Origin of the sequence: Parasedimentitalea denitrificans (assembly GCF_011813015.1) — a bacterium.
GTDB lineage: Bacteria > Pseudomonadota > Alphaproteobacteria > Rhodobacterales > Rhodobacteraceae > Parasedimentitalea > Parasedimentitalea denitrificans.
Genome location: NZ_QHLQ01000003.1, coordinates 173,600 through 195,209 on the forward strand (window position 1 = coordinate 173,600; position 21,610 = coordinate 195,209).

The 21,610-nt window shown below is 55.8% G+C and carries 21 protein-coding genes; 8 read left to right on the forward strand and 13 right to left on the reverse strand.

Features of this window, described 5'->3' with window-relative positions:
- Positions 1-94: 94 nt before the first annotated feature.
- Positions 95-661 (forward strand): TetR/AcrR family transcriptional regulator, encoded by a 567-nt coding sequence (locus tag DL239_RS05305; protein WP_206188349.1) that lies wholly within the window; start codon positions 95-97, stop codon positions 659-661.
- Here DL239_RS05305 and DL239_RS05310 read toward each other — a convergent pair.
- The 7 genes from DL239_RS05310 to mutM all read right to left on the reverse strand — a co-directional run bounded on the left by DL239_RS05310 (position 658) and on the right by mutM (position 7,900).
- Complete coding sequence (locus DL239_RS05310) at positions 658-1,278, reverse strand: LysE family translocator (RefSeq protein WP_167682955.1); 621 nt, start codon at positions 1,276-1,278, stop codon at positions 658-660. The two genes, DL239_RS05305 and DL239_RS05310, sit on opposite strands and share 4 nt — an antisense overlap.
- Entirely contained in the window at positions 1,275-2,372 is a 1,098-nt protein-coding gene (recF, locus tag DL239_RS05315; RefSeq protein ID WP_167682956.1) for a DNA replication/repair protein RecF, read from the reverse strand. Before recF ends, DL239_RS05310 begins: the two co-directional genes overlap by 4 nt.
- Before the next feature lie 60 nt (positions 2,373-2,432).
- A complete protein-coding gene (dnaN, locus tag DL239_RS05320; RefSeq protein ID WP_167682957.1) occupies positions 2,433-3,551 on the reverse strand; it encodes a DNA polymerase III subunit beta in 1,119 nt (372 codons plus the stop codon).
- Between the two features lie 202 nt (positions 3,552-3,753).
- Positions 3,754-5,175: a chromosomal replication initiator protein DnaA gene (dnaA, locus tag DL239_RS05325; protein ID WP_167682958.1), complete on the reverse strand. Its 1,422-nt coding sequence runs from the start codon at positions 5,173-5,175 to the stop codon at positions 3,754-3,756.
- A 552-nt stretch (positions 5,176-5,727) separates the two neighbouring features.
- The gene (rpsT, locus tag DL239_RS05330) at positions 5,728-5,991 is read right to left on the reverse strand and encodes a 30S ribosomal protein S20 (protein WP_167682959.1); all 264 of its coding nucleotides are present in this window, start codon (positions 5,989-5,991) and stop codon (positions 5,728-5,730) included.
- A gap of 218 nt (positions 5,992-6,209) precedes the next feature.
- Positions 6,210-6,986: an acryloyl-CoA hydratase gene (gene acuK, locus DL239_RS05335; protein WP_167683055.1), complete on the reverse strand. Its 777-nt coding sequence runs from the start codon at positions 6,984-6,986 to the stop codon at positions 6,210-6,212.
- A 62-nt stretch (positions 6,987-7,048) separates the two neighbouring features.
- The gene (gene mutM / locus DL239_RS05340) at positions 7,049-7,900 is read right to left on the reverse strand and encodes a bifunctional DNA-formamidopyrimidine glycosylase/DNA-(apurinic or apyrimidinic site) lyase (RefSeq protein ID WP_167682960.1); all 852 of its coding nucleotides are present in this window, start codon (positions 7,898-7,900) and stop codon (positions 7,049-7,051) included.
- Between the two features lie 85 nt (positions 7,901-7,985).
- Between mutM and ubiE the strand changes: the two genes are divergently transcribed.
- On the forward strand, positions 7,986-8,738 hold the full coding sequence (gene ubiE, locus DL239_RS05345; protein ID WP_167682961.1) for a bifunctional demethylmenaquinone methyltransferase/2-methoxy-6-polyprenyl-1,4-benzoquinol methylase UbiE: 753 nt from the start codon (positions 7,986-7,988) through the stop codon (positions 8,736-8,738).
- Positions 8,739-8,741: 3 nt separating this feature from the next.
- A complete protein-coding gene (gene ubiB / locus DL239_RS05350) occupies positions 8,742-10,271 on the forward strand; it encodes a 2-polyprenylphenol 6-hydroxylase (protein WP_167682962.1) in 1,530 nt (509 codons plus the stop codon).
- A 91-nt stretch (positions 10,272-10,362) separates the two neighbouring features.
- Here ubiB and DL239_RS05355 read toward each other — a convergent pair whose 3' ends face one another.
- Positions 10,363-11,538, reverse strand: a complete 1,176-nt coding sequence (locus DL239_RS05355; protein ID WP_167682963.1) for an acetyl-CoA C-acyltransferase family protein — start codon at positions 11,536-11,538, stop codon at positions 10,363-10,365.
- A gap of 109 nt (positions 11,539-11,647) precedes the next feature.
- On the opposite strand from DL239_RS05355, the gene DL239_RS05360 reads away from it, so the two are divergent.
- Positions 11,648-12,214: a helix-turn-helix domain-containing protein gene (locus tag DL239_RS05360; protein WP_167682964.1), complete on the forward strand. Its 567-nt coding sequence runs from the start codon at positions 11,648-11,650 to the stop codon at positions 12,212-12,214.
- Positions 12,215-12,253: 39 nt separating this feature from the next.
- On the opposite strand, the gene DL239_RS05365 is transcribed toward DL239_RS05360, so the two are convergent.
- On the reverse strand, positions 12,254-12,733 hold the full coding sequence (locus tag DL239_RS05365; protein ID WP_167682965.1) for a DUF1579 domain-containing protein: 480 nt from the start codon (positions 12,731-12,733) through the stop codon (positions 12,254-12,256).
- A gap of 164 nt (positions 12,734-12,897) precedes the next feature.
- Positions 12,898-13,395, reverse strand: coding sequence for a GAF domain-containing protein (locus tag DL239_RS05370; RefSeq protein ID WP_167682966.1), 498 nt, complete (start codon positions 13,393-13,395; stop codon positions 12,898-12,900).
- 169 nt (positions 13,396-13,564) lie between these two features.
- Here DL239_RS05370 and DL239_RS05375 point away from each other — a divergent pair, with 169 nt between their 5' ends.
- From DL239_RS05375 to DL239_RS05385, 3 genes are all read left to right on the forward strand, one after another.
- Positions 13,565-14,752 (forward strand): glycine C-acetyltransferase, encoded by a 1,188-nt coding sequence (locus tag DL239_RS05375; RefSeq protein ID WP_167682967.1) that lies wholly within the window; start codon positions 13,565-13,567, stop codon positions 14,750-14,752.
- Positions 14,749-15,795: an L-threonine 3-dehydrogenase gene (gene tdh, locus DL239_RS05380; RefSeq protein WP_167682968.1), complete on the forward strand. Its 1,047-nt coding sequence runs from the start codon at positions 14,749-14,751 to the stop codon at positions 15,793-15,795. Before DL239_RS05375 ends, tdh begins: the two co-directional genes overlap by 4 nt.
- A 479-nt stretch (positions 15,796-16,274) precedes the next feature.
- Positions 16,275-16,646: a hypothetical protein gene (locus DL239_RS05385; RefSeq protein WP_167682969.1), complete on the forward strand. Its 372-nt coding sequence runs from the start codon at positions 16,275-16,277 to the stop codon at positions 16,644-16,646.
- A 15-nt stretch (positions 16,647-16,661) separates the two neighbouring features.
- Here the strand turns inward: DL239_RS05385 and DL239_RS05390 are convergent, their stop codons facing one another.
- From DL239_RS05390 to DL239_RS05400, 3 genes are all read right to left on the reverse strand, one after another.
- Positions 16,662-17,255, reverse strand: a complete 594-nt coding sequence (locus DL239_RS05390) for an ATP-dependent Clp protease proteolytic subunit (protein ID WP_167682970.1) — start codon at positions 17,253-17,255, stop codon at positions 16,662-16,664.
- A 146-nt stretch (positions 17,256-17,401) separates the two neighbouring features.
- Positions 17,402-18,997 (reverse strand): phosphoglycerate dehydrogenase, encoded by a 1,596-nt coding sequence (gene serA, locus DL239_RS05395; RefSeq protein ID WP_167682971.1) that lies wholly within the window; start codon positions 18,995-18,997, stop codon positions 17,402-17,404.
- A gap of 125 nt (positions 18,998-19,122) precedes the next feature.
- Complete coding sequence (locus DL239_RS05400) at positions 19,123-20,271, reverse strand: phosphoserine transaminase (RefSeq protein ID WP_167682972.1); 1,149 nt, start codon at positions 20,269-20,271, stop codon at positions 19,123-19,125.
- Positions 20,272-20,496: 225 nt separating this feature from the next.
- Here DL239_RS05400 and DL239_RS05405 point away from each other — a divergent pair, with 225 nt between their 5' ends.
- Complete coding sequence (locus tag DL239_RS05405) at positions 20,497-21,537, forward strand: AI-2E family transporter (RefSeq protein ID WP_167682973.1); 1,041 nt, start codon at positions 20,497-20,499, stop codon at positions 21,535-21,537.
- Positions 21,538-21,610 lie beyond the last annotated feature (73 nt).

Sequence of the window (21,610 nt, forward strand, 5' to 3'; positions counted from 1 at the left end):
GACTACGGTCATTTTTATATGGAGATAAATTGACCGCGGTCAATTTTAAAATGGTAACGCTTCCGTGAATACTCGTGCCCCACAACAAAGACGCTTGAAAACACGCGCAAAATTAATCGAAGTTGCACAGGAAATTGTAGCCGTTCAGGGCTATTCCGGCCTTCGGGTTGAGGATGTTGTAGACCAAGCAGGCGTAGCCAAGGGCACTCTGTTCTCCCATTTCAAAGACAAGGATGGCCTGCTTGCGGTCCTTATCGGCGCTGAAGTCATGACTCAGCTGGACCAGATGGAGGCACAGGGCCAGCCCAACAACATCAACGAGGTCATTGATCGCCTGTCCCCCCTGCTCTCTTTCATCGCAACCGATCGAGTGATCTTCGAACTATTGCTTCGCTACTCAGGCTCAACTGGGGCCGAGATCGACGAAGTGGTAACAGCAGGACTTGTACGCCAAGTCACTCTTTTCGCCGGATGGCTGGCCCAGCTGCAACACACCGGTGAGGTGCGAAATGATTCACCCGCCGAACTACTATCCGAAGGCATTCAAGCTTTCCTCTACCACGTGCTGGCGCTTTGGTTCTGCATAGAGCACACCAACGACGACTCGCCCGCCACATCCCTGCAACCGTTTCTGCACAGCTGGCTGGCACCCAAGACTTAAAGAAACGGAATCGCCAGCCCTACGCAGATCAGCAAACCACCTGAAACAGTGTTGATCCGCTTTAGACTATCAGACGATGAAATGTACTGGCGTACGTGATGGATAAACCCGGCCAACACCAAGTTCCCCACCAGTGGCACCATGAACGACAAAACCACAATCGCCGTCACATCTTTCCAGGTCAGCCCCGACAGATCAAAGAATCCGGGCAATACGCCCATGTAAAACAAGATCGCTTTTGGGTTACCTAAAATCACGGCCACACCAGCCAGAAAGCCAGCCCAGACCCCGGGTCGGGTTAAAGCCTTGTTTTCCTGCATCTTGTCGCCCGCATGCCTGATCAACAGTACGCCCATGACAACAAACATTCCGCAGGCCACCCAGCGCAGCAGCGTCATCACGCCTTCGACCTCGGATACCAGCCACGACATGCCCGCGACCGCCACCAGCGGCCACAAGATGTCGCCGCAGGCAACCCCCAGGGCTAACGGCCATGCGCCGTGAAACCCATTCGACAGCGACCGCGCCGCCAAGGCCAGCCACACCGGGCCAGGCGTCAAGAACAGGATAAACAGCGCCCCAGTGTACAGCACCAAGTCCCAAACAGAAACGCTCATGCCTGCCGCACCTGCGACAGACCACCATCCTCAGTGACTTCCAATATCTGCGCGCGATCACCAAGGGCTGCGAACATCTCCGGTCCAGTTCCAGTCATCCAGGCCTGCGCTCCCAATCCGCAAATCTCATCATACAAGGCTGCACAACGATCCGCGTCCAAATGCGCGGCAACTTCGTCTAGCAACAACATCGGAGGTGCACCATCTCGCTGCGCCAAGGCACGGGCATTTGCCAAAATTAACGACACCAACAGCGCCTTCTGCTCACCGGTTGAGCACTCCTTGGCCGCCACCCCCTTGGCCACATAGGTTCCAATCAAATCACTACGATGCGGCCCAACCAGGGTGCGCCCCGCTGCCAAGTCGCGAAACCGGCTCTCGGCCAAGGCTTCGCGAAGATCATCCTCGCTACCAGGCATCGACCCTTCGCTTTGAATCAATTCCAGTTCCGCTGCGGGAAACGCAGTCTCGGCGTCAGCCTGCGCGACCTGCAAGCTTTCAATCGCCGACATCCGCGCCTGATGTACCCGATTACCCGCCTCGGCCATTTGCCCTTCCAGCACCCGATACCACGCCGGATCCCGCACTTGTTCCTTCAACAACCGGTTCCGCTCACGCATGGATTTTTCATAGGTCAGCGAGGCCTCGGCATGGCTCGGGTCAAAGCTCAGCACGATGCGATCCAAAAATCGCCGCCGCCCCTCAGCGGCCTCAATCCACAACCGGTCCATCGCCGGAATCAACCAGACCACACGACTGATCTTACCCAATGCAATCTGATTGGCTGCCTTGCCATCAATGCGGATCTGCCGCGCAGCACCACCTTCAGACCAGATATCAATCTCGTAAATCTGGTTGGCCGCCTGCAACTGCCCGGTCAACTTCCAGCCGACATCCTCGGCTCGGCGTGCCATATCCGCTGCCCCTGCCCGGCGCAAACCACGCCCCGGCGAAAACAACGATACCGCTTCCAGAATATTGGTCTTACCGGCCCCATTGGCCCCAAACAACGCCACCGGGCGCCCATCCAGCTTCAGCTCCGCCCGCTTATGCGAACGAAAGTAAGACAGGGTCAACGCGGTCAGAGCCAACATCGCCCGGCCTCATTTCTTCTTGTTAAAAATACCTCTGCCGAAGGCATCGCCGTCAGGCGATCAAACCCGCATCGGCATCACGACGTATACGGCGCTTTGATCATTGCCTTCGCGCATCAACGTCGGATCACCCGAAGAGTTGAACATGAACACCGCGTTTTCGCGATCCACCTGATTGGCAATTTCCAGCAGGTACTTGGCGTTGAAACCAATCTCCAGCCGTTCATCGTTATAGGCCACAGCCAGTTCTTCTTCGGCCGCACCGCTGTCAGGCGCATTGACCGACAGGACCAACCGGTCTTCATCCAATTGTAGCTTCACCGCCCGCGAACGCTCGGAAGACACTGTCGCCACACGATCCACCGCTTGGGCAAATTCCTTGGCGTCCACTTCCAGACGACGGGTGTTACCCTGCGGAATAACCCGTGTGTAATCAGGGAACGTCCCGTCGATCACTTTTGAGGTCAGCGTGATGTCAGGCGTGGCAAAGCGCACTTTGGTTTCGCTCACCGAAACCGCAATTTCCATCTCATCATCGTCCAGCAGCTTGCGCAGCTCACCCACGGTTTTGCGTGGAACAATAACGCCCGGCATTTCCATAGCACCAGCAGGCAGATCCGCATCAATGCGCGCCAAGCGGTGTCCATCGGTGGCAACACAGCGCAGAACTTTACCGTCCGCACCATCCGACGTGTGCATGTATACACCGTTCAGATAGTACCGGGTCTCTTCAGTCGAAATCGCGAATTTCGACTTGTCAAACAGCCGACGCAGCATTCCAGCCGGAGCCGTGAAATTAGATTGATACTCAGACGAGGCCATCACCGGGAAGTCCTCACGCGGCAGCGTCGCCAGCGAGAAATTCGACCGACCAGCTTCAACCGTCAATCGGCCAGTCGCCGCATCAGCGTTCAAAGTAACCAGAGCGCCATCAGGCAACTTGCGGACAATCTCGTGCAAAGTCGTAGCGGCCACGGTGGTGGCACCAGCGCGTTCCACTTGGGCAAGCGCTTTGTCGACGACTTCGATATCCAGATCGGTGGCGCGGAACTGCACCTGCTCACCTTCAGCCTCGATCAACACATTGGCAAGAATCGGGATGGTGTTGCGACGTTCCACAACAGACTGAGCCTGGGATACTGCCTTCAGCAGGGCACCACGTTCGATACTGATCTTCATTCCCTCAATCCCCTTCGAATGGCCGGGAAGGGCAAAATAACGTTTTACCCAACCAGCACAAGGCTTTTCATGAATTTGTTCAATGGAATGCCCGGCCCGTCAAGGGGCGCAACGCCGATGATGGTGCATTGCAGCCTAATCGTTGCGTTACGGCCTAAAAAAACGGCCCCGGAGATCTCCGGGGCCGTCAAATCAACGCAATTTACGCTTCCAGTGCGCGGCGCAGCATTTCGACGTCTTCAGCAATCTGACCATCAGTTTGCTTCAACTCTTCGATACGTTTGACACCATGCATCACTGTCGTGTGGTCACGGCCACCGAACCGGCGGCCAATTTCTGGCAGCGAGCGGCTGGTCAGCTGCTTGGACAGGTACATCGCCACCTGACGCGGACGTGCAAACGACCGCAACCGTTTCGGACCAATGATGTCAGACATACGGATATTGTAGTAGTCGGACACTTTACGCTGAATTTCCTCAACCGTGATCTTCCGCTCAGATGCGCGCAGAACGTCAGCCAGACAATCCTGCGTCAGATCCATATCAATCTCACGCCCAACCAGCGATGCAAATGCGAACAGACGAGTCAAAGCCCCTTCCAGCACACGCACATTGGTCGAAATGCGGTGAGCCAGGAATTCCAGAACACCGTCAGCAATCTGAAGACCCGGATAGGTGGCCCCATACTGACGCACCTTGGTTTGCAGGATGCCCAGACGCAGTTCATAGTCTGTTGGGTGCAGATCAACCACCAGACCGCACTGCAGACGCGACTTCACGCGATCTTCCAGATCCTTGATTTCGCCTGGCGCACGGTCGGCCGAGATGATGATCTGTTTGTTCTGATCCACCAGCGCGTTGAAGGTGTGAAAGAACTCTTCCTGAGTCGAGCCTTTGCCGGCGATGAACTGCACGTCATCCACCATCAGCACGTCGACAGAGCGGAACAGATGTTTGAAATCCATCATCCGGCGTTCGCGCAAGGCCTGAACGAACCGATACATGAACTGCTCTGCTGACAGATACAGCACATTCAGATCAGGCTTCCGGGCGGTCAGTTCCCAGGCGATCGCATGCATCAGGTGTGTCTTACCCAGTCCAACACCACCATAAAGGACCAGCGGATTAAACGTGACTGGGCCGCCTTCAGCGACCCGACGGGCTGCTGCGTGGGCCAACTCGTTGGGCTTACCAACCACAAAGCTGTCGAATGTGAACCGTGGATCAAGCGGCGCAGCTTGCAACGTTTCCATTTTATCCGCAGCCGCACTGGTTGCACCAGCTGAGCGCGGCGACGAATCGACCAGTTCAGCCGGTTCAGTGTTTAGCTCCACAAAGGGTTCTTCTTCACGCTCTGGAGCACGCGCCGGACGGACCGGAGAATTTGCAGCAACTTTGAATGACAAACGCTGAACCGATTCTCCGGACAGGTTGAATTCATGCAGAATCAAATCTGCAAAGTTCTGACTAACGTAATTTCCCATGAAATTGGTTGGGACGTGGAATATCGCCACCCCTTTCTCCAACTCATCGAATTCTAGTGGTTCAATCCACGTAGTATAATTATTTTGCCCGACCGTTTTGAGCAACCGCTGCCTCAGTTGGCTCCATTTATCTTGTGTCATTACGCGCCTCATACGTCCCGAATTAATAGCCTTACCAAGCCCACACTCGCCCAAATCTGTTTACCAATGTCAAAACAACACAACCGTCCCATGCATAGGCCAGAGTTAAACTGAACTAGGCCGTTCCCTCCGGAACTGTTTCTTTGACACTCGCAAAGCAAAAAGCATCCATGCAACAACATGAATTTAGTTAACATTACGCACACACAATGCGACAGGGCTGCTACCCGGGAAAACCCGGGGCAGTTGCATTCAATCAGCGCAGCCAAAACACACTGCGCATCTGAACTAAAGTCACGAAAGAATTCCCGATGCCCATCAGGAAATTCGCGAGCAGCCTAGTCCCCCCAGCGAATGAATCGCTGGACTATTGGTAACAACATAGAGCCGCCTCCATCAATGAAACTATGATGTTGACTCGGTGATTGTGGATAAAGAATCTCTCTTGGCCTATTGGCAGATCTAAGAGCGTGACAAAAAAGCAAAGGCGCTGCAAATTGCAGCGCCTTTGACGTTTAGTAATTGTTGGCAGCAGGGCCAGAATTCAGAGAATCAGCCCAGCGATTTAACACGTGCAGACAGACGCGAAACTTTACGCGACGCAGTGTTCTTGTGGTAAACGCCTTTGGTGACGCCACGCATCAGTTCTGGCTGAGCAGCGCGCAGAGCAGCAGTCGCTGCTTCTTTGTCGCCCGACTCGATAGCTTCTTCAACAGTACGCAGGAAGGTGCGGATGCGCGAACGACGGGCTTTGTTGATAGCAAAGCGCTTCTCGTTCTGACGGGCGCGCTTTTTTGCTTGTGGTGTATTAGCCATGGTATTGGACCTTACTCTCGGGTTTGTATTTCTGACGCGCAATGTCAGCCAACCCGGATCGATCCACCGGTGTGATTCTAGCCTAAGCGGGCTGCACGCGCATTTATCCGGGCTGACCTACGCAAAATTCACCTCTTTGGCAAGGTGAGTCTTGGCTCGCCCCAAAAACTAAAAAGCAGGCCACCTGGGCCTGCTCCTGTTTCTCGCATGTGGCTCGCTTACTTGTCGCGGAACTGAGCTTCACGCTTTTCAAGAAATGCAGCCATGCCCTCTTTCTGGTCTTCAGTCGCAAACATCGAGTGGAACACCCGGCGTTCAAACAACATGCCTTCGCTCAGCGGCAGCTCGTAACTGCGGTTCACTGCTTCTTTGACTGCGGCTGCAGACAGCGATGACTTCTCAGCAATTTTCTGCGCTGCGCCCATTGCTTCATCGATTAGCTTCTTGGCCGGCACCACGCGCGAAACCAAACCCGCACGTTCAGCTTCTTCAGCTCCCATGAAGCGACCCGTCAGGTTCATGTCCATGGATTTCGACTTACCAACAAACCGAGTCAGTCGCTGACTGCCACCCATCCCGGCTATAACGCCCAAGTTAATCTCCGGCTGACCGAACTTCGCCGTTTCAGACGCAATGATGAAATCGCACATCATTGCGATCTCGCATCCACCGCCCAGCGCATAACCACTCACCGCAGCGATAACCGGCTTGCGAACAGAATCGAACCGGTCGTTGATCTCGGCAAATAGGTTGGTGCTAAACACATCAACAAAGCTCATCTCTGACATCTCTTTGATGTCAGCGCCCGCAGCAAAGGCCTTCTCAGACCCGGTAAGAACGATGCAACGAACCTTGTCGTTGGCGTCGGCCTCTTCCAGGGCCTTGCTCAATTCCTGCAGCAAAACGCTGTTGAGCGCGTTCAACGCATCAGGCCGGTTCAGTTTGATAAGCGAAACGTGATCCTGCACTTCGACGTTGATCGTCTCATAAGCCATACTTTGAACTTTCATAATTCCGTTAGGAACGATTCCTTACCACGCAGGATATCTCGTTCAAGCTATCTTTGGCACTTGCCACAATAGAAGGTTGAGCGTCCGGACTGAGTGATTCGACCTATTATACCGCTACAACTGGCCCCTTTGCAGGGTTCACCCTCACGGCCATACACATCAAAGCTATGCTGAAAATATCCAAGATTTCCATCGGCTTGCCTAAAATCTTTCAACGAAGATCCCCCTGCGTCAATTGCGTCGGCCAGAACCTGCCGGACAACCGGAACAAGACCCGCAACTCGGCTCGCAGAAATTTGTCCGGCTTTGCGACGTGGCGACACCTTTGATCGAAACAATACCTCGCAGACGTAGATATTACCCAACCCTGCGATGATTCCCTGATCCAGCAACGCCGACTTCACCGGCGTATTCCGCCCCTCAAAAGCCTGAATCAGGTAGTCCTCTTGAAAGTCATTCCCAAGCGGTTCCGGCCCCAAAACCGACAGCAACTTGTGCTGATCCGCCGTCGCCGTGTCCAACAAGTCCATCGCCCCAAACCGACGCGGGTCATTAAATGTAATGCGCGCGCCATTATCCATGTCGAACACCACATGGTCATGTTTCTGCTTTGCCGGGTGATCGTGTACAAACTGCCCCAGCGGATCGCCCGATACCGTCATCCGTCCCGACATGCCAAGGTGAACCAGAAGGGACTCACCGCTATCCAGTTCTGCCAGAATATACTTTGACCGCCGCCGCAGCGCATTCACCCGCGCCCCGGTCAACCGCTCGGCCATCCGCTCTGGAAACGGCCAACGCAGATCCGGCCGGTTGACCTGCGCATTTGCGATCACCGCCCCCTCCATCGCGGGTGCAAGCCCACGCATTACGGTTTCAACCTCGGGTAATTCCGGCATCTCTTTGCTCCCAAACCAAACGGCCGCATTGTACCTCCCTGTCAGCACCTTATAACAGGGTCGAAATTTCAAAAACGGCAGTCCCATGTCAGACACATCGCAGAACACCACCCACTTTGGGTTCGAAACCGTCCGCGAAGACGAAAAAGTCGGCCGCGTGCAGGGCGTCTTTAACTCGGTTGCGTCCAAGTACGACATCATGAACGATGTGATGAGCGTCGGTATCCACCGAGTGTGGAAAGACGCGATGATGGATTGGCTCGCCCCGCGCCCCGGTCAACGACTGTTGGATGTAGCTGGCGGCACCGGTGACATCTCTTACCGCTTCCTGAAACGCGCAGGCCACGGCCACGCAACCGTTCTAGATATCACGACACCGATGCTAGAGGCTGGGCGCACCCGTGCCGAGGCCGACCAGATGTCCGACAGTCTGGACTGGGTCACTGGCGATGCCATGGCCCTGCCGTTCAAGGACAACACTTTTGATGTCTATACCATCTCCTTCGGCATCCGGAACGTCACCCGCCCGCAAGAGGCCCTGAACGAAGCCTACCGCGTACTAAAACCCGGTGGCCGCCTTATGGTGCTGGAATTCAGCCAATTGCCCAACCCGGCCTTGCAAAAGGCCTATGACCTTTATTCCTTCAACGTGATTCCGCGCATGGGGCAACTGATCGCAGACGATTATGACAGCTACCAGTATCTGGTCGAATCGATCCGTAACTTCCCCGATCAGGACACTTTCCTAAGCATGGTGCGCAAAGCCGGATTTGAAAACGCCAAGTACCGCAACTTAAGCTTAGGAATCGCTGCCCTTCACTCTGGATGGAAAATCTAACTGATGCGCGGCCCTCACAACATCATCCGCCTGATCCGAACAGGCGCCACACTGGAACGCACCGGCGCCATGAGCGTGGTTCTGGACGCATTCGAGGCCCCCAAGGCCCTACGCATTCTGGCCCACACCCTTGGTTGGCCCTTCAAGTGGCTTGGCTACAAGGGCGACCCCGATATGCCGCCCCTAACCCGCGCGCTCACCGCGCTGGGGCCTGCCTATATCAAGTTTGGTCAAATGCTCTCAACCCGCCCCGATCTGGTGGGCGAAGATTTGGCGCAAACTCTGCGCGTCCTTCAGGACAAACTGCCGCCGTTTTCACGGGCCGAAGCCATGGCCGAGGTCGAGCGCGAGTTGGGCCGCCCATTGGACGAGATCTTCTCTGAATTCAGCGAGCCCATCGCCGCCGCTTCGATCGCACAGGTCCACCGCGCCCGTTTGGCTGAAACCGGAAAAGAGGTCGCAGTCAAAGTTCTGCGCCCCGGAATTGAGCGCGCCTTTAACAAGGACGTCGACGCCTTCTACTTTGCCGCCCGCATCGTCGATCTGTTCGCCCCTAGCGCCCGTCGCTTGAAACCAATGGACGTGATCGGACATTTTGATGGCGTTGTGCAGGCCGAGCTTGACCTGCGGTTGGAAAGCGCCTCCGCCTCGGAATTTGCCGCCAACACGGAAAAGGACGAAGGTTTCCAGCTGCCCTCGATCCAGTGGAATTATTCCGCCCGCCGCGTGATGACGCTGGACTGGGCCGACGGCACCGCACTGGGTGACAACGCCGCGCTCGACGCCGCAGGCCATGATCGCCGCGTGCTCGGCAACCGCGTGCTCAGCCTATTCCTGCGCCACGCCCTGCGCGACGGCTACTTTCACGCCGACATGCATCAGGGCAACCTGAAGGTCGCCGCCAATGGTGACATCATCGCCTATGACTTTGGCATCATGGGCCACATTGATGAATACACCCGCCGGGTCTACGCCGAAATCCTGTTTGGCTTCATCAGCCGCGACTACAAACGCGTCGCCGAGGTCCATTTTGAGGCCGGTTATGTCCCCGCCCACCAAGACGTGGATGAATTTGCCCGCGCCCTGCGCGCCGTGGGCGAGCCGATCTTTGGCATGGACGCCAGCCATATCTCCATGGGCCGCCTACTCAACTATCTGTTCGAGGTAACCGAGCGTTTCGGCATGGAAACCCGCACCGAGCTGATTCTGCTGCAACGCACCATGGTGGTGGTCGAAGGCGTCGCCCGCTCGCTGGATCCCCATATCAACATCTGGGAAACCGCGCATCCGGTGGTTGCCGACTATATCAAAAAATCCATCGGCCCCCGCGCAGTGGTCAAGGACCTGCTATCCACCGCCCAAGTCATGGCCCGCTTCGGCCCCCGCCTACCGGCCCTGGTCGAATCCGCCCTGATCGCGCAATCCAAACCTGTCGGCGATCAAGCAGGGCCAAACACCTCATGGCTTGCTCCCGCCCTCACAGGCGCAATCCTCGGCGCAGGCCTGTTCGCAGCCATCAGCTATATCGTCTGATCTCGCGCAAGCTTCATCTGGCCATAAATATCCTCGGGGGTGAATTGGCCTTGGCCAAGAGGGGGCAGACAGCCCCCTCCCCGCTCTCAGATCAAAGCCGCTCAATCGCCAGTGCAATACCCTGACCGCCGCCAATACACATAGTAATCAAAGCCTTGGATCCACCGATCCGCTCCAGCTCATACAGCGCCTTCAATGTGATGATCGCCCCGGTTGCCCCTACCGGATGGCCCAACGCAATTGCACCGCCATTAGGGTTCACCTTGGCCGGATCCAGACCCAGCTCTTTGCTCACCGCCAAAGCCTGTGAGGCAAAGGCTTCGTTGCTTTCAATCACATCAAAATCCGCGGCCGACAGACCAGTCTTAGCCAGCAGATTCTGCACTGCAGGCACTGGCCCAATTCCCATCACTTCGGGGCGTACACCCGCATGCGCATAGCCCAGAATTCGCGCCTTGGGTTTCAGCCCCGCGGCCTCGGCAGCATCAGCAGTAGCAAGAACCATCGCCGCAGCTCCATCGTTAATTCCGCTGGCGTTACCTGCAGTTACGCGTCCATCTTTCTGGAATACCGCCCGCAACCCAGCCAGTTTTTCCAGGCTGCTGGATGTGGGGTGTTCGTCCACCTCAAACGGCACCATGTCCCGTTTCACCTTCACTTCAACCGGTGTGATCTGGCTGGCGAAATGCCCGGCCTCAATCGCAGCTGAAGCACGAGTCTGGCTGAGCAGGGCAAATTCATCCATCTGCTCGCGGGTGATATCATGTTCATCCGCAACATTTTCCGCCGTGACGCCCATATGACCAGTGCCAAACGGACAGTTCAGCGCGCCCAGCATCATGTCGAGCGACTTCACATCGCCCATCTTGGCACCCCAGCGCTGCTGCTGCATGATGAACGGGCTGCGTGACATGTTCTCGGCACCACCGGCCAAGGCGAACTCAGCGTCACCCAGCATCAGGCTTTGCATCGCAGAAACAACCGCTTGCACACCAGATCCGCACAGCCGGTTCACGTTCATCGCCGGCGTTCCATTGGGCACACCCGCCTGCATCGCCGCAACCCGGCTCAGATACATATCGCGCGGTTCAGTGTTGATCACATGGCCGAACACCACACTCCCAATCTGCTCCGGCGCCACGCCTGACCGCTCCATCGCGGCCTTGCTGACCGTGGTGGCCAAATCAATCGGCGCTGTGTTCGCCAATGACCCACCAAAGCCACCAATGGCTGTCCGTGCGCCGTCCAGAATGACGATATCAGTCATGATCTCTCTCCCATCTCATGTTCTCGGCCACTATGCAGGTGCAGCATCCCTCTGTCTGCCCAAACGTCCCGTCATTGACAAAACCAATCTCAGCGCGCAGGACTCCGCTATGACGGAAAATACAGACGATATCCTGACACTGCTCCCCTCTCGCCTGAAAGAGGCGCGCCGTGCACAAGGCCTAAGCCTTGAGGCCGTGGCAAATCTATCGGGCGTGTCCCGCTCGATGGTCAGCCAAATTGAACGCGGTGAAAGCTCGCCCACCATTGCCACCCTGTGGAACCTGACCCGCGCCCTGCAGGTGGATTTCGCCGGCCTGCTGGACGCCAAAGATACCCAAGACAGAATCGACATTTTGCGGTCTGACGACGTGCCCAAGATCGAAAACATGGGCCACGGCTGCCGCATCCGCATCCTGTCGCCGCCGGAAGAGGCAGGCGGACACGAGGTTTATGATATCCGGTTCGACAAAGGCGGCGCGCTGATCAGCCAACCGCACACCCGCGGCACTCTGGAACAGCTCACTGCGCTAGAGGGCGACATCACCGTCACATCCGGCAACGCCCGCAACCAACTAAGGGCCGGCGACACCGCTCGCTATGCCGCAGACGTGGACCATTCGATCACCGCACCAAATGGCCCAGCGCGCGTGTTTTTGATTGTGAAGAATGCCTGAGTGCAACTGAGCAGTCTTATGGTTTGTTATTCAACGCCGTTAAGCGCGCTCAAATTCCATAGTCCAGTTTGTTTCCCAGGTTGCGCCACCATCACATGACATCGCCTGCTCCCATCTCGGCGACTCTGTATCGGTTCGCAGCCACAGAAATCTTACGGTAACCGGCTGCCCGTTATGCAAGTCCTCGGCAAAGAATGATCCAACGCCGTCTTCAAACTTGCCAATAACAGGTACATCTAACTGGTGAGGGTCATTCGCGGAAAGCCACCAAATAGCCCAAGTCTGACTAGATACATCAAAGGCGCGGATAGCCATTGCGCGATAAGCACCGCTTGGAAAATCAAGCACGTTGTCTTCTACGTTGCCATTGCCACCAAGCACCAAGCGGGTTTCCGAACTGCCGTTGAACTCTTCCCAATCGGTACATCCAGATAACCGCTCTTTTAGACGACGATGGTGCACCCGCCATTCGCCAACTTCAAAATCGAAATCGTGGGAAGTGGTGGCTTTCTCTTGCATGTGACTGCCCTTTGGTTTGTGTGATGTGGTTCTGTTCCCGTTATGTTCCGCCTCCATTATCATGTCAATCTATGATCGAGGGCCTCAATTGTTTGCTTTTGTTCAAAATGACAACGCCCATCTGGGAAAGTCGGGCGCCGCCCGGTGTTTCACCGGGCGCAGGCCTAGCCAGTAAACCGCTGTGCTACACAAAACGCAGCCACCGAGGCCAACAACAAATGCTCCTTGGCGATCTGCACCCGTTCCTCGGTGTATTGCCCTTCGGCATCCAGCAAGTTCACCGTCGCAACCAGCGTTCCGCCAATCACTATGGGCAGATTCATCGCCGCCTGGCAGCCCAGTGAATCGATCAATTCATAGTCGGGATACAGCGCGGAAAACTCCTCCAGCTTGTTGGCAACAAAGCACTCCTGTTGGTCATGCACGATGGCAAACCAGCTGTTGCGAACAATCGGCTTGGTGCCCGATACCGGATAGCTTTGCGGATCGCTGGTATAGGCGCGCCGCGCAAGCTCTGCCTCCATGTCGATCGCTGTCACGGTAAACAGTTTTACCCCTATCAGTTCTTGGGTCAGCACATCCAACGAACCATAGGCTTGCTCGGCTGTTGTTGCGGCTGAAAGGTCCTGTTGAAAACGGGTCAACGCGGTGTCTTGGGTCATATGGATTGTCCTTGAAGAATGAAACAACCCTTGCCGCAACGCGCCGTATGATCAAGGTGCAGTCCAGTTATTCCAGTTTCACGGATTTTTTTCCGAAATAATGAATTCTCCTATTTGGGAATCAATTCCGTTATGGTAGATGCGATTCCGAGGATAAGGAGTTCGCCCCATGACCACTGCATTTCTGACTGACATTTCGAACACGCTAGACCAGATCGAGTCTGATGGATTGTATAAACGGGAGCGAATGATCACCTCGCCTCAGGGCGGCGAAATTACGGTGGGTGAACAGCAAGTCATCAACCTCTGTGCCAACAACTATCTGGGTCTGGCCGATCACCCCGACCTGATCGCTGCCGCGCGCGGTGTGATGGATGACAAGGGGTTCGGCATGGCCTCGGTCCGCTTTATCTGCGGCACCCAGGATATTCACCGCGAGCTGGAACAACGTCTCGCCAAGTTCCTGAACAAAGATGACGCCATTCTGTTTGCCGCCTGTTTCGACGCCAACGGCGGGTTGTTTGAACCCCTGCTGGGGCCTGAGGATGCAATCATCTCTGACAGCTTGAACCACGCCTCGATCATCGATGGCATCCGGTTGTGCAAGGCGAAACGCTATCGCTATCTCAACAGCGACATGAACGATCTTGAGGCCTGGCTGAAACAGGCGCGCGAGGACGGTGCCCGCCACATCATGATCGCCACCGACGGTGTGTTCTCGATGGATGGTTATCTGGCCAAACTACCGGAAATCCGCGCATTGGCAGACAAATACGATGCGATTCTGATGGTCGATGACTGTCACGCCACCGGGTTCATGGGGCCAAACGGCGCTGGTACGCCGGACCACTTTGGGATCGATGTGGACATCGTGACCGGAACATTGGGCAAAGCACTTGGGGGAGCCATCGGCGGTTATATCGCCGGGCCGCAGCCAGTGATCGACCTGCTGCGGCAGCGGGCGCGGCCCTATTTGTTCTCCAATTCGCTGCCGCCATCTATTGTTGCTGCTGGCCTAGAGGCCATCCGGCTGGTTGAAGAAGGCGCCGAGCTGCCCGCCAAGCTGTTTGAGAACACCAAATTCTGGCGCGCCGGCTTGGAAGAGCTAGGTTTTGACCTGCTGCCGGGTGAACACCCAATCGTTCCGGTCATGCTGGGCGAGGCTCAGCTGGCGCAGGACATGGCCACCCGGCTGTTTGACGAAGGCGTCTATGTGTCTGGCTTCTTCTTCCCTGTGGTGCCACGCGGCCAGGCCCGTATCCGCACCCAAATGAACGCGGCGCTGACACGCGAGGAACTGGAAGGTGCGCTAGCGGCGTTCGGTAAGGTGGGCAAGGATTTGGGGATCATCAAATGAGCAAGCCAAACACCATGAAGGCGCTGGAAAAGACCCATCCCAAGGAAGGGCTTTGGATGACCCGCGCGCCGGTGCCGGAAATCGGCCCCGACGATGTGCTGATCAAGATCAACAAAACCGGCATCTGCGGCACCGATGTGCATATCTGGAACTGGGATGAATGGGCAGGAAAGACCGTACCCACGCCGCTGATCACCGGTCATGAATTCGCCGGTGAGATTGTCGAACTGGGCCGCAATGTCACCGATCTGCAAATTGGCCAGCGGTGCAGTGGTGAAGGCCACCTGATCGGCCACCACTCACGTCAGTCCCGCGCTGGCAAGTTCCACCTGGACCCGGAAACCCGTGGCATCGGCGTGAATGAACAGGGGGCCTTTGCCCAGTACCTGCGCCTGCCTGCGTTCAACGTGGTGCCGCTGCCTGATGAGGTGTCAGACGACATCGGCGCCATTCTGGACCCGCTTGGCAATGCCGTCCACACCGCGCTGAGTTTTGATCTGGTGGGAGAGGACGTGCTGATCACCGGCGCTGGCCCCATTGGTATCATGGCCGCTGCGGTGGCACGGCATGTAGGCGCGCGTCATGTAGCGATCACCGACGTGAACCCCGACCGATTGGCGCTGGCTGAAAAGGTCGCAAACGTCCGTCCGGTAAATGTCGCCAAGGAAGACCTCAACGATGTCATTGCCGAACTGGGCATGACCCAAGGGTTTGATGTTGGGCTAGAAATGTCCGGCAACCAAGCCGCGATGGATCAGATGGTCGAAGCCTTGGTGATGGGCGGCCACATCGCCCTGCTCGGCATTCCTCCGGGTAAATCACCTGTTGATTGGAGTCGCATCGTATTCAAGGCAATCACCATCAAAGGCGTCTATGGACGTGAGATCTTTGAGACTTGGTACAAGATGATTGCCATGCTGCAAAACGGGCTAGATGTGAGCAAGGTGATCACTCACCGGTTCGCTGTGGACGAGTTTGAACAAGGCTTCGCAGCGATGAAATCCGGGCAAAGCGGCAAGGTGGTGCTGGATTGGACCACTTAACCGTCACCAGAATTTAGCGGCAGAATAGCAGTGGCTGGAGGGCACGAAATCCCATTGTTTTCACAAGTAGGTGCATACCAGATAACTCTTTAAAAAGACCTCCAGCCACGCTAAAGGATAGCACACCTATACTTTAGATAGTTATATAATTTGCGGAAAAGTACGTTATTCGGCCATTATTGCAAAATGGCGACACGAATCTCTCCGTTGAGCAGCCAAATTAGCCCGACCTTAATAATGTAGACGCTTTTGGCACCCGAGCATGTCTTGCGCAGCCAACCAAGGATACGAATCAAGAAAGCTAAAAATCTAGTCCTGATTTTATAAGGTTTGGTTGTGCCCCAACCACATTAGAAGGCAAAAATGACCAGCATAATTGGTCCGTAAATACGAACAGACAACGGTTTTAAGTCGACAGCCACTGACATCGCGATACCTCACCTCACAAACTGCATGTGGCAGAAAATCAGGAGAGACCCATGAAAGGACTATCGCAACTGTTCATGCTTGCCGGGGTTACATCGGTACTACTCGGAATGGTCTGGGGTATTCAGATGTCCGCTACAGGCGATCACACACTTTCGCCTGCTCATGCTCATCTAAACCTGTTGGGGTGGGTCAGCATGTCGATCTTTGCTATCTACTATCATTTAATCCCAACGGCCGCCCAAACCGTGATGGCCAAGGTTCACGCCGCGTTGGCCATCAGCGGTTTGGTTGTAGTGGCCCCCGGCATTGTCATGGCCATCACCGAACGCGGCGAGACACTGGCCAAGCTGGGGTCGGTTCTATCACTCGCATCCATGCTGGTGTTTGCAGTGATTGTTGCGACGTCGTCGCGACGAACCTAACCCCAGAGGTATTGATCAACCCAGTTCGTCGGCACTCTGGATGATCTTGCCCGCTAGCCCATACTCAATCGCTTCGGGTGCTGTCAGCCAGAAATCTCGAGCGGTATCAGCTGCGATCTTTTCAGCAGTCTGACCTGTTGCCTCGGCGAACAAGACGTCAAAACGCTCACGCATAATGCGGATCTGTTCGGCCTGAATCATCATGTCAGTCGCCTGACCGCCAATCCCACCGGAAGGTTGGTGCAACAGGAAACGGGTGTTTGGCAGGCAATAGCGGTTCTCTTTCTTCGCGCCGACGTAGATCAGTGCGCCTGCACTCGCCACCCAACCAGTGCCAATGGTGCGGACCTTGGGTTTAATAAACCGGATAACGTCATGCACCATATCGCCACTTTCAACGTGACCACCGGGCGACGAGATGAACATATTGATTGGATCGTCACTCTCTTCGGCCAAGGCAAGCAGGTGTGCGACGGTTTTCTGCGCCAGCTTGTCGTTGATCTCACCTGTGACAATCACATTACGGCTTTTGAAAAACAGAGCGTCAACCTTGCCCGCTGCCGGAGCATCGTCCTGCTTTTCACTATCATCCGACATTTTCGAATACATATCTATCACCTGTTCTTAGCGCCAATGCGTTTTGCAATTGGTGTCATAGCAACAGGACATCGAGGGAACTACAAGGCCCACGGCCACAAAAAAAGGGAACCGCCGCTACGGCAGTTCCCTAAAGTTCTTTCGATCAACCTAAATGCTTAAGCGACATCAAACTCCAGCGGTTTGATCTGGGTAAAGTGCCCTGTCTCAGCCAGTTTAGCGCGGGCCTCTGCAGGAACCTCACCATCCACATACAGAAGCGCGATCGCCTCACCACCAGCCTCTGCGCGGCCCAAGGTAAAGTTAGCGATGTTGACGCCGTGCTCACCCATGGTCTGACCCAGAGTACCGATGATGCCCGGCACATCTTCGTTGGTGGTGTACAGCATGTGCGAACCAACTTCGGCATCGATGTTGATACCCTTGATCTGGATGAACCGAGGCTTGCCGTCGCTGAACACAGTTCCCGCAACCGAACGCTCACGCTTGTCAGTGACAACGGTCACTTTGATGTAGCCATCGAACGAGCCGGACTTGTCTTGATTGGTGGTCGAGATCTGAACGCCGCGTTCCTTGGCCACAACCGGAGCTGAGACCATGTTCACGTCTGGGTTGGCACGTTTCATGATGCCCGCCACAACCGCACAGTTCAGCGCCGCCAGATTCATTTCGGATGCAACACCATCATACAGGATGTTGATCGCCTTGATCGGCTCGTCTGTCATCTGACCAGTAAAGCTGCCCAGGTGGTCGGCCAGGTGGATCCATGGCCCCATGATCTTGGCTTCTTCGGCAGTAACCGACGGCATGTTCAGCGCGTTTTCAACAGCACCAGTCAGCAGATAGTTCGACATCTGCTCGGCCACTTGCAGGGCAACGTTTTCCTGTGCTTCGGTAGTTGCCGCGCCCAGGTGCGGGGTGCAGACTACGTTGGGCAGGTTAAACAGAGCGTTTTCCTTGGCTGGTTCTTCGGCAAACACATCGAATGCAGCACCGGCAACGTGACCGGATTTCAGCAGCTCAGCCAGGGCTTCTTCGTCAACCAAACCACCACGGGCACAGTTGATGATGCGAACACCTTTCTTGGTCTTCTCCAAGTTTTCACGCGACAACACGTTGCGGGTCTGGTCGGTCAGCGGAACGTGCAGAGTGATAAAGTCAGCGCGGGCCAGAAGCTCGTCCAATTCAACCTTTTCAACGCCCATCTGGTCGGCCTTTTCTTGGCCCAGATACGGGTCATAGGCGACAACCTTCATTTTCAAACCATGCGCGCGGTCACAGACGATACCACCAATGTTACCAGCACCAATGACACCCAGTGTCTTGTTGGTCAGCTCGGTGCCCATGAACTTGGACTTTTCCCATTTGCCGTCATGAGTCGAGGCGCTCGCCTCGGGGATCTGACGCGCCACGGCGAACATCATCGCAATGGCGTGCTCGGCGGTGGTGATCATGTTGCCAAACGGCGTGTTCATCACGATCACGCCCTTTTTCGACGCGGCTTCTTTGTCGATGTTGTCGGTGCCGATACCAGCACGTGCGATCACTTTCAGGTTGGTCGCTGCTTCTAGAATGGTTGGCGTGACGCGGGTGGCAGAGCGAATTGCCAGACCATCGTATTGGCCAATCACTTCCGCCAGTTTGTCTTTGTCTTTGCCCAGGTCAGGCATGAAATCAACGTCGATGCCGCGATCACGGAAGATCTGAACTGCGGTCTCAGAGAGTTTGTCGGATACGAGTACTTTGGGAGCCATGGTTTTGGGTCCTTTTATCGGGGGTCGGAAATGCGGCTAGGGCAGCGAACGACCGAGGGAGGGTGCAAAGCGCCCGCCCGTGGGGGCGGTTGGGCGCTGCCCGACCTATCGGCCGGGCAAGACAATTAAGTTTTTTGGGCTGCGATTTCGGCTTCGAACGCCCAAGCCAACCAAGGCAGCATCGCCTGAATGCCTGAGGTTTCGACCGTGCCACCACACCAGATCCGCAGACCAGCAGGCGCATCGCGATACGCACCGATATCCAGCGCGATATCTTCGACTTCCAGGCGTTTGGCGACAGCCTTGGCAAAGGCAGCACCATCCTGAATACGATCATCGGTGAACTTCAGACACACGGATGTGTTCGACCGTGTCGCGTCATCCTCGGCCAGATTGGCGATCCAGTCGTTGGCAGCGCAGAAATCAAACACAGCCTGCGCATTAGCATCAGCCCGCGCAATCATGCCTTTCAGGCCACCAACCGAACGCGCCCAGTCCAGTGCGAACAGGTAGTCCTCAACCGCCAGCATCGATGGGGTGTTGATGGTCGCACCAGTAAAGATACCTTCGATCAGCTTGCCACCTTTGGTCAGGCGGAAAATCTTGGGCAGCGGCCATGCCGGGGTGTAGCTCTCCAGACGCTCAACAGCGCGTGGGCTCAGCACGATCACACCGTGGGCCGCTTCGCCACCCAGAACCTTCTGCCAGCTGAATGTGGTCACATCCAGTTTGTCCCAAGGCAGATCCATCGCAAATGCTGCGGATGTCGCATCACAGATGGTCAGACCATCGCGGTTATCGGCAATCCAGTCACCGTTAGGAACCCGCACACCCGAGGTGGTGCCGTTCCAGGTAAAGACAACATCATTGGCAAAATCGACCGATGCCAGATCGACGATCTGACCATAGTCTGCTGTCTTGGCCTCAGCCTCGATCTTCAGCTGCTTGACTACATCGGTGATCCAGCCGGCACCAAAACTTTCCCAGGCGAGCATCTCAACCTTGCGCTCACCCAGCAGCGACCACAGGGCCATTTCAACAGCACCGGTGTCCGACGCAGGGACGATACCGATACGGTAATCAGCGGGGATGCCCAAAATCTCGCGGGTGCCTTCGATGGCATCCTTCAGCTTGGCTTTGCCAACAGCTGCGCGGTGGCTGCGACCCAATGGGGCATCGGCCAGTTTGGACAATTCGAATGTAGGGGGTTTGGCACAGGGGCCCGAAGAAAAACGCGGATTGGCCGGCCGCGTAGCCGGTTGCTGAGTAGCCATTGATGCTATCCTTACAGATAAATGCCCTTCGTTGGGGAAGGGTGTCCCACCGCCGGAATTAAAGTGCCGCAACGCGGCACGCAATGGGGAAACGTGACGATAACGTCGATTTATCGCGCAATTGCGACAGGCAATGACTACGATCGGAAACTTTCCGCGACACATTGCCCACAGACCCCGCTGTGTATTTACTAGCGCTTAAGATTTGGAATCAGGTGTTGATAGATGAGCAGACTGGCAATGGTGACCTATTCGGTCGCGCTGATGATCATGGTTGGCTGGCTGCTGATCGTTGGGCAATCCATCATGCTGCCCGTTTTGGTTGGAATCATCGCAGTCTACATCCTGACTACGGCAGCCGATGCCATGGTAAGCATCCCGGTGATTGGCCGGTTGCCTCGCATTTGGCGTCGATTGTTAGTCCTGCTGGCCATAACGGCCGCCTTCTTGCTGTTGGCCTCGTTCATCACGACCAATGCCGCCTCAATTTCCGCCGCCCTGCCCCAATACACCGAAAACTTTGATGCGCTACAGCTGCGGTTTCTCGACTTTCTTGGCGTGAAAGAAACCCCTCAATGGGCCAACTTTGGCGAACGCATTCTCGATTTGCTTGATGCCACGACGCTGATGCCGGCCGCTGTTGCGACAATCTCAAACGGCGGGTCCGTTATTGTAGCCGCCGCATTATATGCTGTTTTCATCCTAGCCGAACTGGATAGCCTGCCAAACAAAACCCAACGGGCAATGGGCAACCCCGAGCAAGCCACCCATACCTTGGAAATCGCGCGCCAGATCAACGAGAAGATCGGCAGCTATCTGGCCGCCAAGACGCTGGTCAATATCATCTTGGCGTTTGTATCTTACGCCATTCTGATCATGCTGGGGATTAGCCACCCGGCATTCTGGGCCATTATCATCGGGCTGCTGAACTACATTCCCTATATTGGCTCGGTCATTGCGGTGGTATTTCCGGTCACGGTCAGCCTGATCCAGTTTGCATCGTTCGGCCACGCCGCAGTCGCACTGGTCACATTGATGATCCCGCAGATTGCCGTTGGTTATTACATCGAACCCAAATTCCTTGGCCGCTCGGTCAACCTCAGCCCTTTCACCGTGCTGCTGTCACTAGCGATCTGGACCGCGCTGTGGGGAATGATGGGTGCGATTCTCGCGGTGCCGTTGACGGCAATGGTAATGATCATCTTGGCCGAGATCCCAAACACCCGCTTCATCGCGGTGATGATGTCGGAACGGGGCGACCTCTAACTCAAATACCTGAGTTCATCGCCCGGCGGAACGTCGGGCAGCACCCGCCCGCCCCCACGGCGGGTGCTTTCAC